General features: G+C 65.7%; 15 protein-coding genes. 9 read left to right on the forward strand and 6 right to left on the reverse strand.

What is annotated here, in order from left to right:
* Positions 1–39 precede the first annotated feature (39 nt).
* The 3 genes from AB7M16_RS17660 to AB7M16_RS17670 all read left to right on the forward strand — a co-directional run bounded on the left by AB7M16_RS17660 (position 40) and on the right by AB7M16_RS17670 (position 3167).
* A complete protein-coding gene (locus tag AB7M16_RS17660; protein WP_453944659.1) occupies positions 40–1017 on the forward strand; it encodes a tripartite tricarboxylate transporter substrate binding protein in 978 nt (325 codons plus the stop codon).
* 151 nt (positions 1018–1168) lie between these two features.
* Entirely contained in the window at positions 1169–1654 is a 486-nt protein-coding gene (locus AB7M16_RS17665; RefSeq protein WP_172788887.1) for a tripartite tricarboxylate transporter TctB family protein, read from the forward strand.
* 4 nt (positions 1655–1658) lie between these two features.
* Positions 1659–3167: a tripartite tricarboxylate transporter permease gene (locus AB7M16_RS17670; protein WP_453944660.1), complete on the forward strand. Its 1509-nt coding sequence runs from the start codon at positions 1659–1661 to the stop codon at positions 3165–3167.
* Between the two features lie 102 nt (positions 3168–3269).
* On the opposite strand, the gene AB7M16_RS17675 is transcribed toward AB7M16_RS17670, so the two are convergent.
* Positions 3270–4964 (reverse strand): EAL domain-containing protein, encoded by a 1695-nt coding sequence (locus AB7M16_RS17675; RefSeq protein ID WP_453944661.1) that lies wholly within the window; start codon positions 4962–4964, stop codon positions 3270–3272.
* A 221-nt stretch (positions 4965–5185) separates the two neighbouring features.
* Between AB7M16_RS17675 and AB7M16_RS17680 the strand changes: the two genes are divergently transcribed.
* Complete coding sequence (locus AB7M16_RS17680; protein WP_453947219.1) at positions 5186–5446, forward strand: hypothetical protein; 261 nt, start codon at positions 5186–5188, stop codon at positions 5444–5446.
* A gap of 6 nt (positions 5447–5452) precedes the next feature.
* Here the strand turns inward: AB7M16_RS17680 and AB7M16_RS17685 are convergent, their stop codons facing one another.
* From AB7M16_RS17685 to mtgA, 3 genes are all read right to left on the reverse strand, one after another.
* On the reverse strand, positions 5453–6103 hold the full coding sequence (locus tag AB7M16_RS17685) for a hypothetical protein (RefSeq protein WP_453944662.1): 651 nt from the start codon (positions 6101–6103) through the stop codon (positions 5453–5455).
* Between the two features lie 140 nt (positions 6104–6243).
* Positions 6244–6426: a 50S ribosomal protein L32 gene (gene rpmF, locus AB7M16_RS17690; RefSeq protein WP_007598106.1), complete on the reverse strand. Its 183-nt coding sequence runs from the start codon at positions 6424–6426 to the stop codon at positions 6244–6246.
* Between the two features lie 169 nt (positions 6427–6595).
* The gene (gene mtgA, locus AB7M16_RS17695; protein WP_453944663.1) at positions 6596–7270 is read right to left on the reverse strand and encodes a monofunctional biosynthetic peptidoglycan transglycosylase; all 675 of its coding nucleotides are present in this window, start codon (positions 7268–7270) and stop codon (positions 6596–6598) included.
* A 161-nt stretch (positions 7271–7431) separates the two neighbouring features.
* Between mtgA and AB7M16_RS17700 the strand changes: the two genes are divergently transcribed.
* Together AB7M16_RS17700 and AB7M16_RS17705 are read left to right on the forward strand one after the other, a co-directional pair.
* The gene (locus tag AB7M16_RS17700) at positions 7432–8355 is read left to right on the forward strand and encodes a polyprenyl synthetase family protein (RefSeq protein ID WP_036038510.1); all 924 of its coding nucleotides are present in this window, start codon (positions 7432–7434) and stop codon (positions 8353–8355) included.
* A gap of 9 nt (positions 8356–8364) precedes the next feature.
* Complete coding sequence (locus AB7M16_RS17705) at positions 8365–9057, forward strand: DUF1345 domain-containing protein (protein WP_172788894.1); 693 nt, start codon at positions 8365–8367, stop codon at positions 9055–9057.
* 39 nt (positions 9058–9096) lie between these two features.
* Here the strand turns inward: AB7M16_RS17705 and AB7M16_RS17710 are convergent, their stop codons facing one another.
* On the reverse strand, positions 9097–10890 hold the full coding sequence (locus tag AB7M16_RS17710) for a caspase family protein (RefSeq protein ID WP_172788895.1): 1794 nt from the start codon (positions 10888–10890) through the stop codon (positions 9097–9099).
* Positions 10891–11072: 182 nt separating this feature from the next.
* Entirely contained in the window at positions 11073–11501 is a 429-nt protein-coding gene (locus AB7M16_RS17715; protein ID WP_172788917.1) for a GFA family protein, read from the reverse strand.
* A gap of 94 nt (positions 11502–11595) precedes the next feature.
* Between AB7M16_RS17715 and AB7M16_RS17720 the strand changes: the two genes are divergently transcribed.
* The 3 genes from AB7M16_RS17720 (at position 11596) to AB7M16_RS17730 (ending at position 14668) form a co-directional block, all read left to right on the forward strand.
* On the forward strand, positions 11596–11970 hold the full coding sequence (locus AB7M16_RS17720) for a nuclear transport factor 2 family protein (protein WP_036038516.1): 375 nt from the start codon (positions 11596–11598) through the stop codon (positions 11968–11970).
* A gap of 185 nt (positions 11971–12155) precedes the next feature.
* Positions 12156–13013 (forward strand): class A beta-lactamase, encoded by an 858-nt coding sequence (gene bla / locus AB7M16_RS17725; RefSeq protein WP_453944664.1) that lies wholly within the window; start codon positions 12156–12158, stop codon positions 13011–13013.
* A gap of 47 nt (positions 13014–13060) precedes the next feature.
* Positions 13061–14668: a Na+/H+ antiporter gene (locus AB7M16_RS17730; RefSeq protein ID WP_453944665.1), complete on the forward strand. Its 1608-nt coding sequence runs from the start codon at positions 13061–13063 to the stop codon at positions 14666–14668.
* The last annotated feature ends 76 nt before the right edge of the window (positions 14669–14744 follow it).

Below are 14744 nucleotides of genomic sequence, written 5' to 3' on the forward strand. Positions count from 1 at the left end.
AGGCGGTCCCAGAGAGGCCGCCGCGAGGGAGGCGTTTCGATGTCGGGTTACGGGCTGAAGACGATTGCATTTGCCGCGGCGCACGCCGTCATGGGCGCGTTGCTCTCCACTGCGGTCAATGCGCAGGACTATCCGACGAAGCCGATCACGCTGATCGTGCCTTGGCCGGCCGGCGGATCGACCGATATCTCGATGCGCGCGATCGCCGACAGCGCCTCGAAGGTGCTGGGGCAGCCGATCGTGATCGACAACAAGGCCGGCGGCGGCGGCACGGTCGGGCCGGCGACGATGGCGGCGGCGGCGAAGCCGGACGGCTATACCATCTCGCAGATCCCGATCACCGTGTTCCGCCTGCCCTTGATGCAGGAGGTGTCGTGGGATCCGGCGAAGGATTTCACCTACATCATTCATCTCACCGGCTACACCTTCGGTGTCACGACCAGTGCGGAGTCGCAGTTCAAGAGCTGGAAGGACGTGGTGGAGTTCGCAAAGGCCAATCCAGGCAAGGTGACCTATGCCACGCCCGGCGCCGGCACCTCGCTGCATATCGGCATGGAGCAGATCGCCGGAATGTCCGGCATCAAGCTGACGCAGGTCCCCTTCAAGGGCGGCGCGGAGACCAACGCCGCCGTGCTGGGGCAGCACACCATGCTGCAAGCGGACTCCACGGGATGGCGGCCGCTGGTCGACGCCGGCAAGCTGCGGCTCTTGATGGTGTGGACCGGCGCACGCTCGCCGAACTATCCCGACGTGCCGACGCTGAAGGAGCTCGGCTATCCCATGGTCTATGATTCCCCGTTCGGCATTGCGGGGCCGAAAGGGATGGATCCCAAGATCGTCGCCAAGCTGCACGATGCCTTCAAGAAGGCGGTCGAGGATCCCGCGGTGATCGCCACGCTCGCCAAATACGACATGGTGCCGAACTACAAGAACACCGAGGACTACAAGAAATTCGTCGTCGAGGTCACGGAGTCCGAACGCAAGGTAATCGAGACGCTCGGGCTCGCGAAGAAGTAGGACTAGGAGCTCTCGTGTCCCGGACGCAGTGCAGCGCTTCTTCAGCGATGCACTGCAGAGCCGGGACCCATCTTTTCGTTCACACTCGTGGGCCCCGGCTCTGCAGCGCACCACTTCGTGTTGCGCTGCGTTCGGGGCACGAGAGGAAGCAATGACCAACCCAACCAACGTCAAGCTCCGCCTCAGCAACTCCGAACTCTGGGGCGGGCTGATCGGGCTCGCGCTCGGCGGCTTCGTGATCTGGTCGGGCTTGAAGCTCAAGCTCGGCACCATCAACGATCCCGGCTCCGGCTATGTGCTGTTCTACACGGGCATCCTGATGTGCGTGTTCGCAGGCGCCATCATCGTCTCGGCGATCACCGAGGGCGGGCCGACGCTGGCCTCGCGCTGGGAGAACGCGCGCTGGAGCAAGCCGCTAGTCCTCATCGCCTGCCTCACCGCATTCGCCTTCGCACTGGAGCCGCTGGGATTCCTGCTGTCGTCGATCCCGCTGATGCTGCTGCTGTTGCGGCTGATCGATCCGGTGCGCTGGACGCTGGCGATCCCGATCGCCGTGCTGGTGCCATCAGGCATGTGGTGGGTGCTCAAGCGGCTGCTGTTGATCCAGTTGCCGTCCGGCCTGTTCGGAATCGGTTGACCCGATGGATACGCTTCTCAACGTGGCACATGGATTCGGCGTCGCGCTGCTGCCGATCAACCTGCTCTACTGCTTCATCGGCGTCTTCATCGGCACGCTGGTCGGCGTGCTGCCCGGCATCGGCCCGATCTCGGCGATGTCGCTGCTGTTGCCGGTGACGCTGTCGGGCACGCCGGAATCCGGCATCATCATGATGGCCGGCATCTATTACGGCTCGATGTATGGCGGCTCGACCACCTCGATCCTGGTCAACATCCCCGGCGAGGCGGCTTCCGTCGTCACCTGCATCGACGGCCACGAGATGGCGAAGCAGGGCCGCGCCGGCCCCGCGCTCGGCATCGCCGCGTTCGGCTCCTTCGTCGCCGGCACGTTTGCGCTGATTGCCTTGATGCTGGTGGCGCCGAAGCTTGCCAGCCTCGCCATTGCGTTCGGCCCGGCCGAGTATTTCAGCCTGATGGTGCTCGGCCTCGTCGTGCTCACCTTCCTCACCCAGGGATCGATGCCGAATGCGCTGCTGATGGCGTGCATCGGCGTCGTGCTCGGGCTGATCGGGCTCGACAGCATCACCGCGCAGCCGCGGCTGACCTTCGGCCGCATGGAGCTGATCGACGGCATCGGCCTCGTGCCCGTGGTGATGGGCCTGTTCGGCGTCGCCGAGGTGCTGCTCAACACCGAGCAGGCGATCAAGCGCGACGTCATCAACACCAGGATCACCCATCTCCTGCCCAGCAAAGAGGACTGGAAGGTGAGCGCAGGTCCGGTCGGCCGCGGCACCATCCTCGGCTTTTTCCTCGGTATCCTGCCGGGTGGCGGCGCGGTGGTGGCGTCATTCGCGTCCTACGCGCTGGAGAAGCGGCTGTCGAAGACCCCTGAAAGGTTCGGCCACGGCGCGATCGAGGGCGTCGCAGGGCCGGAATCGGCGAACAACGCCGCGGCGGGCGGCGCCTTCATTCCGCTGATGACGCTCGGCATTCCGCCGAACGTGGTGATGGCGCTGCTGCTCGGGGCCTTCGTCATTCACGGCCTGCAGCCGGGGCCGCTGCTGATCACGCAAAACCCCGGCCTGTTCTGGGGTATCGTCGCCAGCATGTATATCGGCAACGTCATGCTGCTGATCCTGAACCTGCCGATGATCGGCATGTGGGTGCAGCTGCTCAAGCTGCCCTACAACATCCTGTTCCCCCTGATCATCCTGTTCACGATCCTCGGCGTGTACTGCTCCAGCAACAACGTGTTCGACGTCTATGTGATGATCGCGTTCGGGATCATCGGCTACTTCATGCGCAAGCTCGGCTACGAGCCGGCGCCGCTGGTGCTGGCCTTCGTGCTCGGGCCGATGATGGAGAACAATTTGCGCAAGTCGCTGATCCTGTCGCAGGGCGATCTCTGGACCTTCGTGCAGCGGCCGATCTCGGGCGCGTGTCTCGCGCTTGCCCTGGTGCTGCTGATCGCGCCGCTGCTGCCGTCGCTGCGCAAGAAGCGCGAGCTGGTGGCGCTGGACGAGGGGGCGTGAGGATCTGTAGGGTGGATTAGCCGTAGGCGTAATCCACCACTTTTCTCGACGCGGATAGTAAAGTGGTGGGTTACGCCTTCGGCTAACCCACCCTACAGCATCTCAGCTCGCCGCAGGCAGCGCGCTGTCCGACGGCAGGCCCCACGGGCGCTCCACTGCCGCCAGCCCGATCAGGCGGCCCTGGATGTAGTCGCAGCCCCAGTCGCGCAGCATGTTTGCGGCCTCTTCATCCTGCACCCATTCAGCGACGGTCTTGATGTCGAGACGGCGGGCGAGGTCGATCAGGGTCTGCACGAAGGCGCGGTCGTCGGCGGAACGGGTGATGTTCTGCACGAAGGCGCCGTCGATCTTGACGATATCCACGCCCAGCTTGCGCAGATTGCGGAACGAGGTGTAGCCGGCGCCGAAATCATCGATGGCGATGCGGCTGCCGAAATGCTTGAGGCGGCTGACGAAGGCGCGAACCTCGTCGATGTCCTGGATCGCGACCGTCTCGGTGATCTCGATGATCAGCCGCTCGGCGACGCCGGAATGAGCCAGCATCAGCGATTCGATTCCCGCCCACCAATCCGGATCCATCGTCGTATCCGGCGAGATGTTGAGGCTGAGACAGATGTCTGGCGCCGCCGCGAGCTCGGCGACGACGAGCTCGAGCACGCGGTGATCGACCAGGCGGATCAGGCCGAGCCGTTCGGCGACCGGCACGATGTCGGGCGCGAGCAGCACCTGGCCGTCGCCCTGGTCCATCCGCACCAAGCATTCGTGGAACGCGCGCTCGCGCGAGACAGCCGAGACGACGGGCTCATAGGCGAGCCTGATGCGGCGCTCGTTGAGCGCGGTGACGATCTCGTCGGTGACGCGAATGTTGACGCGGCGCTGCGCGTCGCGCGCGGCATCCGGACGCCAGGCTGCGAAGGAGCCGACGCGGCGGCGCTTGGCGGCATCCAGCGTCTCATGGGCGCGATTGACGGCCTCGTCGGTGTTGCGCGCATAGCGCGGCAGGCTGACCGCGCCGATCGAGGCGGTGACCGAGACCGGACCGGACCTGGTCGGCACCACCTCGTCGCGGATACCGGCGAGGAAGCGCTCGGCAGCCACGTTCATATCGTCGACGGTGCAGTTCTTCAGGATCAGTCCGAACTTGTTGCCGGAGAAGCGCCCGAGCACGTCGCCACCGCGCAGGCGCGCGCGAATGCGCTTGGCGATGTCGAGGATCACGGCATCGGCAACGTCGAAGCCGAAGGCATCGTTGACGCGGGCGAGATGATCGATGCCGACCAGCATGAAGGCGGCGGTCGAGCGGAAGCGCGTCGTCTCCTCGATCGCCTCGGCCAGCGCCGCGATCAGATGCGAGCGGTTGAGCTCGCCCGTCAGCGGATCGAGCCGGGCCAGCCTGCTCAATTCCTCGTCGCGGGCGTGGCGCTCATTGTTGATGCGGACGGAGCCGATCGCACGGGTGGGACGGCCATCGGGGCCCGCGAACCAGCGGCCGGTCTCCTCGATCCAGATCACGGGATCGGAGGCGCTCATGCGCACGCCGTACTCGACCCGGTAAGGCGTGCCGTCGGCGCCGTGCACCGGGGACGTCAGCGCCAGCGCGGCCGTGCGCAGCGTTTGCGCGGGCTCGATCAGCTTGGCGAACTCGGCGCCGGTCGCGAGCCGCTCGGCGGGAATGCCGGGGAAGACGGCGCTGACCTGCTCACCCCAGACGATGGCATCGCTGGCGATGTCCCAGGCGAACACGGCCTGGCCGAGCGCGGCGAGGATGTCGGAGGCTTGCGGCAATGCAGGGGTCAAAGTCGCCTCGATTCGGGACAGTGGAGAAGTCCTCTGTCGGCACAGAATAGAGCCAGATTCGCCCCCGACCCTAGGCAAAGTTGATAAACAATTTGGAAACCACGTTTCCGAAGGCGTCGGAACCAAACCGGCGCGGGCGGCATAGGCCTTGCGAGTACATGACTCGCACCGGCGCCAGCGTCCCGAAACGCGACAATTTCGCCGGATCAACGGTGATTGCGATGTTGAGTACTGATCGATTGGACGCGGCGGACAACGGCACAGGCACGACCCTGGTGCCGCTGATGCCGACGTTGCGGTGGGTCCGCAAGGCGTCGCTGCCGCGCCCCGATCCCAGCTTCATCACACAATTGATCGCAAATGCCGAGCAGCTGCCGCAAACGAGCCGGCTCCGCCGCGCCTCCTCCGAGGATGTGCTGATGGCCTATGGCAGCAAGCAACCGCTGCAAAGCGTCAGTGCGCGCACACGGCAGGTGGCTTGAGACCGATCAGCGCGGCGGCGTGTCGGGCGAGCTCGGCGTGCCGTTACCCGGCTGAAGATGCGGCGAGGGAATCTCCGGCGAAGGCGGGCTCTGCGCCGGCTTGGGCGCAGGGTGATCCATCAGCACGGATTCGGCGACGGATTGCGCGGTAGGTGCGGGCGGCGCCGCCGGTGCCGGCTGCGGCGCGATCACCGGCTCGAACGTGCGCTCGGACTCCACATCTTCCGCCGCTTCGGCCCTGCGCTTGGCCTTGCGCGGCGCCGGCACCGTCGTCTCGGCGACATAGGTGACGCGACGGCGCGTGCGCTGGGCAATGCCGCCGAGGAAATCGGCCATCGCCAGCAGCACCAGCAGGAAATAGGTGGAGTTGCCGAATTTGGGCCACATCACGAATTCGGCGGCGGCCGCGCCGAAGATGAGCAGCGACAGCAAATGGTCCATCAGGAATTTCGAGCCCGGCCGCGCGCCCTTGACCACCTCGAGCAGCAGCAGCACGACACCGAGCGCGAGCAGGAGATCGGCGAGCGTGACCGGCCAGGCCTCGCCCGTGATCATCGGCACCTTGAACAGCACGTCCGAGAAGGACACGCTGGGCATCAGGAAGGCGATGATGTTGTAGACCGCGAGCGGAATCAGGAGCAGCGGGAAACCGACCATCGGCGAGATGCCTTCTCGATCAAGATATCCGGACAGAACAATGCAGCGGCGAAGCATTCGCTCCGCCGCCGTCACCGTCTATCTCATGGGTTGGCCGAAATCGGGCGGGTCCGAACTCCCGCCCGAGAAAGATCCTGGCTTCAGGACTCTTTCTTCTTCAGGACCTGGCGGCCCTTGTACATGCCGGTCTTGAGGTCGAGATGGTGCGGACGACGGAGCTCGCCGGAGTCCTTGTCTTCCACATAGGTCGGCTTCTTGATGGCGTCCGCCGAGCGGCGCATGCCACGGCGCGACGGCGAGGTTTTTCTTCTCGGAACGGCCATTTCATTATCCTCTAGGGATTGGTGTCATCAGGGCATCGTCCGCGAAGGGACGGCTCAGCACCCGCAATACGAGGCGAGCTGAATGCCGATCAAGGCCGCGCTTATAGAGGAAGGCTGGCCGTAAAGCTAGGCTCTTGGGCCGGAAAATGCGCCCGGAACGGGCCAAAAATCAGCGATTTTCGCGCCAGCAGGTCGCAAGCGAGCCCGCCTGCCCCCGCGCCATATAGGTGGCTGCCAGCCGCCGGACGCCCGGGCCTGGGGTCCGGGCGCTGCGTTTGACCGGATTCGGCAGGATCGAAGCCAGAAGTGCCGCCTCGCGGGGCGAGAGGCTTTCGGCCGACTTGCCGAAGGCATAGGCGCTGGCCGCCTCAACCCCGAACTGCCCCTGCGGGCCGAGCTCCGCGATGTTGAGGTAGATTTCGAGAATCCGCTGCTTGGGCAGGACGAGGTCAATCCAAAGCGCCAGCGGGAATTCGAGCGCCTTGCGGACGAAATCGCGCCCTTGCCACAGGAACAGGTTTTTGGCGACCTGCTGGGTGATGGTGGAGGCGCCCCGGAAGGCGGTGCCGTCCTCCCTGGCGTCGTCGATCGCCTCGCGCAGCGCGCCCCAATCGATGCCGTGATGCTTGCAGAAATGGGCATCCTCGGCCGCCACCACCGCGCGCGGCAGAGAGGGCGACATATCGGCGAGATCGATCCACTCCCGCTGCATCGGCGCGCCCCGCAAGCTGCGCCAGGCCATCAGCGTCGAAACAGGGTGGCCGGTGCGGTAGAACGGCGCGATCGCATAAGGCGCGAGGACTACGACCGCGAGCACCACCAGCAGGATTTTGACGATGCGCAAATCGACCTTTCCGGTGCAAACTGAAGAGCGGCCACGGGCTGGAGCATTAAGTCTGTGATAATTCGGGCCTTTTCCAGCACTTTTTAGGCCTTCCAAACGATTGACTGGGGCGGGCGCATAAAGGATTGTCCCGCCGAATTTTAGTTCTGGAGCCCCTCTTGATGACCGGCACGTCCCCGTCCGATTTCGCCAAACGTCTGGACAAGACCGCTGATGACACCGAAGCCCTGCTCGGGCGCCTGCTGTCGGATGACATCCTGCACGACGAAATCGCCCGGCCCAAGCGACTGATGGACGCAATGCGCTATTCGAGCCTGAACGGCGGCAAGCGCCTGCGGCCGTTCCTGGTGGTGGAGAGCGCCGCCGTGTTCGGCGTGCCGCGCGAGGCGGCCCTGCTCGTGGGCGCCGCGCTGGAATGCATCCACTGCTATTCGCTGATCCATGACGACCTGCCGGCGATGGACAATTCGGACCTGCGCCGCGGCCGCCCCACCCTGCACAAGCAGACCGACGACGCCACTGCGATCCTCGCCGGCGACGGCCTTCTGACCCTCGCGTTCGACATCATCACACGCGACGAGGTCCATCGCGACGCCAATGTGAGGCTGCTCTTGACGCGTGCGCTGGCGCGCTGCGCCGGCATCGGCGGCATGGTCGGCGGCCAGATCCTCGATCTCGCCGGCGAAGGCCGGTTTGGCGGCAACGAGCCGATCGACGTCGCCCGTATCCAGCAGATGAAGACCGGCGCACTGCTGCGCTACGGCTGCATCGCCGGCGCAATTCTCGGCCAGGCCTCGAAGGCGGAATATCAGGCGCTCGACGATTACGGGCGCGCGCTCGGCGAAGCCTTCCAGATCGCCGACGATCTGCTCGACGTCGAGGGCGATGCGGCCGCGCTCGGCAAGCCGGCCGGCGCCGATGCCGCGCTCGGCAAGACCACCTTCGTGACCCAGCTCGGGATCGAAGGCGCCAAGCAGCGCGTGCGTGACCTGCTCGCGCGCGCCGATAGCGCCGTCTCGATCTTCGGCGACCGCGCCGCCGTGCTGCAGGCCGCCGCGCGCTTCGTGGCCGAGCGGAAGAACTGACGCATACCGATGGCGGTCGAGGGCAAAGAAGATCCCGTCCTCGTCCGCTTCCGCCAGATGTCGCGGCCGATGCGGCTGATTTATGCGCGGCCACGGACCTTCATTGCGCTCGCGATCGGCATCCTGGTCTGCCTGCTGCTGCCGGGGACTTATCGGCTGGTGACGCGGCTCGTGCTCGGCTGGGACGCGCTGATCGCCGTCTATCTCGTGCTGGTCTACACGATGATGCTATGCAACGACCATCAGCACATTCGCCGCGCCGCCGCGATGCAGGACGACGGCCGCTTCGTGATCCTGCTGGTGACGGCGACCGGCGCGTTCGCCAGCATCGCGGCGATCGTAGCCGAACTCGGCACGCCGCATCGCGGCGCGCTGGAGCTGAGCATCGCAGTCACCACGATCACGCTGTCATGGGCTGCCGTGCACACGACCTTCGCGCTGCATTACGCGCATGACTATTATCGACACGGTACCGCAGGCGGCCTGCAATTCCCGAGCGGCGAGAAGGAAGACCACGCCGATTATTGGGATTTCGTCTACTTCTCGTTCGTGATCGGCATGACCGCGCAGGTCTCCGACGTCGGCATCACCGACAAGACCATCCGCCGCACGGCCACCGCACACGGCATCGTCTCGTTCATCTACAACACGGCCTTGCTTGCACTGACGGTCAACATCGCAGCGAGCGCGATCGCGACATGATCCCGGCTTCGCCGAGACGATGTCGCGGAAACACCGCCTTCAGTTGCAGACCTCGTAATTCGCATCATTGTGAGGGCCGCCGCCACCACGAAAGGCGAGGTGGCAGCCGGGCCTAACCGGCCGGCAGAGCAGATCGTTGCAAAAAATCTGACCGCTGCCGCCCGAGCCACGACCCGTGCGAGCCGCCGCAGCAGCGCCGTAGCCGCCCGCTGCAGCACCGGCCTGCGGCCGCTGCCGTGCAGGACGGTCCTCGCCTTCGTCGCGCCGCGAGGTCGCGGGCTTTGACGCCGGCTTGGCGGCACGCTTCTTCTCGCATTCATTGTCGTCATTCAGCACATAGCCGTCGCCGCAAACGATCCTGGTGCACTTGTCGCCTTCGGCCTTGAAACCGTGCTCGCAGACCAGCGGGCAGACCCGCGACGGCTTGGCCTTGACCGCATCGAGCGCGTCGGTGCTCGCCACCTTCACGTCGAGCTTGGTGCCGGCATAGCGGTTGAACTGCGACAGCGAGCGCTGCGAGGACGTATTCCAATTGCCGTCGGCCTGCCCGGAGAAGCAGCCGACGCGGCCGAGCTCGGTCTGCACCGAGCGGTTGAGGTCGGCCGGCGCGATCGCCGGGGTCAGCGCGGCAACGTTGGTGCCGGCGGCGCTCGCGGCCGGCGCAGCGCTCGGCGCCGTCGCCGCGAGATTGACGCGCTGCTGCTCGGCGGCGGCCGCCTGCTGCTGCGCCTGTTCCTTGGCCTTCTGTGCAGCAAGCTGCGCCTGCTCGGCGGCCTTGGCATCGGCCGCGGCCTTGGCTTGCGCATCCTTCTGCGCGCCGAGCGCAGCAAGCCGGTCGCGCTCGGCCTCGGCCTGCTTCGCCTTCTCGATCGCCGCCGCATGCGCCCGCTCCGCGCCGATCTTCTCGAGCTGGAGCTTGGCGAGGCTCGCATAGAAGCCGTCGGGATGCTGGGCGAGGAAGGCTTCCCACGCCGGCCGGTTGCCGACCTGGAGCGCAAGCTCGTAGTCTCGGCGGATGTCGGCCTGGGGATTGACCACGGGCGCCGCCGGCGCCAGCTTGACCGGCACCAGCGGCACATCCTCGCCGCCGAGCGAGCCGTAGACGAACGGCTCCTGCTTGTTGCCGGTCGACTTCAGCACGTCGTCGCGCACGAAGCCGAAGGCGCGGCGGACGTCGAGGCCCGGCGTCGTCAGATGCTTCGACAGCGCGATGGTGAACGGGCTGTTCGCACCGTCGCCGTCCTGCGCGGTGAAGCCGGCCTTGGCCGAATAGGCGATCAGCGTGTTGGGGCTGGTCGGCTCGACCTGGGCGAGGCCGCGGCCGATGCCGCGCGAGGCAACCGTGCGCTTCATCCTCTTGCTGAACGGATTGTCGCGGCAGGCATCGAGGATCACCAGACGCAACTGCTTGGCAGGCTCGACCGCGACCAGGACACGGTCGAGCGAGAGCGCCTCGTCATAGACGTCGGTGTCGCGCTCGAGCTTGGCATCCACCGGGATCAGATAGTTCGAGCCGTCGACCTCGATGCCGTGGCCGGCGTAGTAGACCACGGCGATATCGGCATCGCGGGTCGCGTCGGCGAAGTCGCGCAGCACGCGCCGCGTGTCCAGCGCCGACAGATCGTGCCGGGAGTCGACGACGTCGAAGCCGGCCTCCTTCAGCGTCTTGGCCATCACCGACCCGTCATTGACGGGATTGGAGAGCGAGGCCGCGTGTTGATAGGCCGAATTGGCGAGCACCAGCGCCACGCGCTTTCCGGCAAAAGCAGGCCCGGCGCCGAACATCAGGCCGAGGGCGACGAGAAGCGGACAAAGTCTGAGCAAGCTGCGCATGACACGACTTCCGATAGTTCCGGGCCATCAGGCCCTTTGGGACCGCTTTAGCAACATCCACCGCCGGCGCTTGTGATGGAGGTCACGAACGGGACCCCGACGACAGGCCGGACGCCCTCTTTTGTTTGTCGCGCCAGCGCTGTCGCGGTTCGCCGACGAACGGCGGTGCGGACCGGGTTTCGTCAGACAACCCCGATGTGTTCCCGATATTGCGGCAGATCGTCCGTAATTTCATGCCAGGGCGCCTTCGAGCCGACGAAAATATGGGCGCTCGGCCGGATCGAGGGGGCATCGACCAGGGTTCCCATGGCGACATGGACCCACTGTCCCTCTCGGACCCGGGAATAGAGCAGCGAGCCGCAGCGGCCACAATGCGCGTCGTGGGTGGTGTCGTCGCCGACAATCAGCCGCAGGTCGCCACCCCTGACAATGCGAAGCCTGTCCTGCCGGATGCCGGCGAACGGCTTGAAGGCGGCACCCGTGGTGCGTCGGCAGTTCGAGCAGTGGCAGTTCATCGCATAGGAAAATGCATCGGCCACCTCGAAGCGCACAGCGCGGCAATAGCATTCGCCGACAAGGATGCGAGCGTTCGAATTTTCTGATTCTGTCATCGTGACGCCTTCGCGCAAATCGCTGACACACCCATAGCGCATTTTGACATGTATGACTAAGTTGGCCCGAAGCCATCATGCAAAGGAACGATCCATGAGCCAGGACCGGTCGAGCGTCGAAGCCGTCGTGCAATCCTATTTTGACGGACTTTACGAGGGCAACGCCGACAAGCTCGGCGCCATCTTCCATCCCTCCGCCGATCTGCGCTGGGTGGAGAAAGGCGAGCTCCAGGTTCTGACCGTGCCGGACTGGCTCGACCGCGTGCGCAAGCGCGCCTCGGCGAAGGCCGAAGGCAAGCCGCGCGAGGACTTCATCGTCACCATCGACCGTTCGGACGACAAGACCGCCTTCATCAAGGTGCGCTGCCAGCTGCCGCCGCGCTACTTCACCGATTATCTGGTGGCGATGAAGCTCGCCGACGGCTGGCAGATCGTGTCGAAGTCGTACAGGTATGACCTGCGGGAGTGAGGGGCAAAGCCTTCCGCTGCCCGAAATCGGACGCACTCGCTATCCAATTCTCCGTCATTGCGAGCGCAACGAAGCAATCCAGAGTCCCTCCGCGGAGACAGTCTGGATTGCTTCGCTGCGCTCGCAATGACGACGGGATGCAGCGCCCGCTGCATCTCCCATCCCCACTCGCCTGGAATATCCTCATGCTGCTCGATCGCCGTTCCCTGCTCGCCTCGCTCTGCTGGATGGCCGCCTCTCCCGTGCTGGCCGCGGAGGCAGTGCCGGAATTCGAAGCCTATGAACGCGAGAGCGGCGGGCGGATCGGCGTCTATGCCGAAAATCTCGCGACCGGCGCAAAGCTCGCCTGGCGCGCCGACGAACGGTTCGTAATGTGCTCGACGTTCAAGGCGTCGCTCACAGCCAACGTTCTGGCGCGGGTCGATCGCGGCGAGGAGCAGCTCGCAGCCATGATCCCCTATGGCCAGGCGGATCTGCTGGAATACGCACCGGTGGCGCGGGAAAATCTCGCGGCCGGCAAGATGTCGGTCGGTGAGATGTGCAAGGCCATCGTCGAGCTCAGCGACAACACCTGCGCCAATCTGCTGCTGGCGCGGATCGGCGGCCCCGCCGCGCTGACCGCATTCTGGCGGTCGCTCGGCGATGCCACCTCGCGGCTCGATCACAACGAGCCCGAGCTCAACCGCTCGCAACCCGGCGATCCCCGGGACACCACGACGCCGGCGGCGATGGCGGGAAATTTGCGGCGGCTGGTCACGGGCGAGGCACTGTCGCCGGCCTCGCGTGCCCTGCTCACCGACTGGATGGTGAACTGCAAGACCGGCGCAAACCGGCTGCGTGGCGGACTCCCCGCAGGCTGGAAGATCGGCGACAAGACCGGCAACAACGGCAAGGACGCCTCGGGCGATATCGCTGTCGCCTGGCCGAAGCCGGACACGCCGATCCTGATCGCGGCCTATACTCAGGGCGGTGCGCCGAGCGCGGCGCAGATCGCCGCAGTGTTCGCGCAGATTGGACGGAGGGTGGCCGAGCGGCTGGCGTGAGCCGCGCATTGACGTAGCCGTCGCTTCCGGGTCAAGACAGACCCATCATGGAAGCGAAGTTTCAAATCTTTCTCATCCTGCTGGCCGTGCTGGCAGGCGTGGCACTGGCCGCACGACGCTTCAACGTCGCCCCTGCCATCCTCCTGATGCTGGCAGGCGTGGGTCTCGCTTTCGTGCCGGGCATGCCGTCGGTGGAGCTGCCGCCGGAGCTGGTGCTGCTGGTGGTGCTGCCACCACTGATCTACTCGGCAAGCGTCGCGATGAGCTGGCGCGAATTCAAGAAGAACCTGCGTCCGATCGTGCTGCTCGCGGTCGGCGCGGTGATCTTCACCACGGCGATGGTGGCGGCCGCCACGCACTACATGATCGGCCTGCCCTGGACCGTCGGCTTCCTGCTCGGGGCCATCGTCGCGCCGCCCGACGTGGTGGCGCCGCTCGCGATCGCGCGCCGGCTGAACATGCCGCGCCGTATCCTGGTCGTGCTCGAAGGCGAAGGTCTCGCCAACGACGCCACCGCGCTGATCCTCTACCGCTTCGCGCTTGCGGCCATCATGGTCGGACATTTCTCGCTGCCGCTCGCGGCCGGCGAGTTCCTCCTCATCGTCGCCGGCGAGATCGCCTTCGGCATCGGCATCGGCTGGCTGTCCCTTCGCTTCCGCAAATGGTCCGGGGATCCGCAGGTCGAGCTGACGCTGTCGCTGATTACGCCCTATGTCTCGTACTGGCTGCCCGAGCACGTCGGCGGCTCCGGCGTGATCGCAACCGTCGCCTGCGGGCTCTATGTCAGCTGGAACGGCCCGTTGCTGATCTCCTCGGCGACGCGCCTGCAAGGCATCTTCTTCTGGGATCTCGTGATCTACCTGATCGAGGGCATGCTGTTCCTGCTCACCGGCTTCCAGATGCGCGCCCTCTACGAGAAATCGAAGACTTTTCCGCTCGACGACATTCTCATCGCAACCGCCGTGGTCCTTGTGATCGTCGTGATCGCGCGCTTTGCCTGGCTCTATCCCGCGACCTATCTGCCGCGGATGCTGTCCAGGTCGCTCCGCGAGCGCGATCCGTCGCCGCCATGGCAATGGCCGTTCGTGCTCGCTTTCACCGGCGTACGTGGCGCAGTGTCGCTGGCCGCCGCGCTGGCGCTGCCGTTCGCGCTGCCGGATGGCGAAGCGTTTCCGTATCGCGACCTGATCCTGTTCGTCGCCTTCGGTGTCATCTTCGTGACGCTGATCGGCGTCGGCCTGACGCTGCCGCCGATCGTGCGTTGGCTCGGCGTCGCCGAGGCCGGTCGTCACGAGCATGCCGCCGAGCACGAAGCCGAGATCGCCGCGCGCCGTCAGGCGCTGGAGTCCGCGCTGAAATCACTCGACGCGCTCACCGCGGAAAAGGACATTTCCGACGAGGTGATGCGGCTGCTGCGCGCCCGTCACGACATCCGCGTCAACCAGCTCCCGGATTCGCTCGATCCCAACCACCACGACATCTCCGCCGCCGGCACCGCTCTGACCCGCGACCTGATCGCCGCCGAGCGCAAATTCATCCACAACCTGCTGCGCGACGGCCAGATCACCGACGAGACGCGGCGGCGGATCGAGCGCGATCTGGACCTGGAGGAGGCGAGCCTGGCGAACAGGGAATATCGGGGCGGGCCGCTTTAGGTTCCTCGTCATTGCGAGCGCAGCGAAGCAATCCAGACTGCCGCCGCTGAGAGATTCTGGATTGCTTCGCTGCGCT

The organism is Bradyrhizobium sp. USDA 372 (genome assembly GCF_053629095.1).

Coding starts and splice junctions, on each gene's coding strand:
- AB7M16_RS17660 (WP_453944659.1), top strand. CDS start 40: ATGTCGGGTTACGGGCTGAAGACGATTGCATTTGCCGCGGCGCACGCC.
- AB7M16_RS17665 (WP_172788887.1), top strand. CDS start 1,169: ATGACCAACCCAACCAACGTCAAGCTCCGCCTCAGCAACTCCGAACTC.
- AB7M16_RS17670 (WP_453944660.1), top strand. CDS start 1,659: ATGGATACGCTTCTCAACGTGGCACATGGATTCGGCGTCGCGCTGCTG.
- AB7M16_RS17680 (WP_453947219.1), top strand. CDS start 5,186: ATGTTGAGTACTGATCGATTGGACGCGGCGGACAACGGCACAGGCACG.
- AB7M16_RS17685 (WP_453944662.1), bottom strand. CDS start 6,103: ATGGTCGGTTTCCCGCTGCTCCTGATTCCGCTCGCGGTCTACAACATC.
- rpmF (WP_007598106.1), bottom strand. CDS start 6,426: ATGGCCGTTCCGAGAAGAAAAACCTCGCCGTCGCGCCGTGGCATGCGC.
- AB7M16_RS17700 (WP_036038510.1), top strand. CDS start 7,432: ATGACCGGCACGTCCCCGTCCGATTTCGCCAAACGTCTGGACAAGACC.
- AB7M16_RS17705 (WP_172788894.1), top strand. CDS start 8,365: ATGGCGGTCGAGGGCAAAGAAGATCCCGTCCTCGTCCGCTTCCGCCAG.
- AB7M16_RS17710 (WP_172788895.1), bottom strand. CDS start 10,890: ATGCGCAGCTTGCTCAGACTTTGTCCGCTTCTCGTCGCCCTCGGCCTG.
- AB7M16_RS17715 (WP_172788917.1), bottom strand. CDS start 11,501: ATGACAGAATCAGAAAATTCGAACGCTCGCATCCTTGTCGGCGAATGC.
- AB7M16_RS17720 (WP_036038516.1), top strand. CDS start 11,596: ATGAGCCAGGACCGGTCGAGCGTCGAAGCCGTCGTGCAATCCTATTTT.
- bla (WP_453944664.1), top strand. CDS start 12,156: ATGCTGCTCGATCGCCGTTCCCTGCTCGCCTCGCTCTGCTGGATGGCC.
- AB7M16_RS17730 (WP_453944665.1), top strand. CDS start 13,061: ATGGAAGCGAAGTTTCAAATCTTTCTCATCCTGCTGGCCGTGCTGGCA.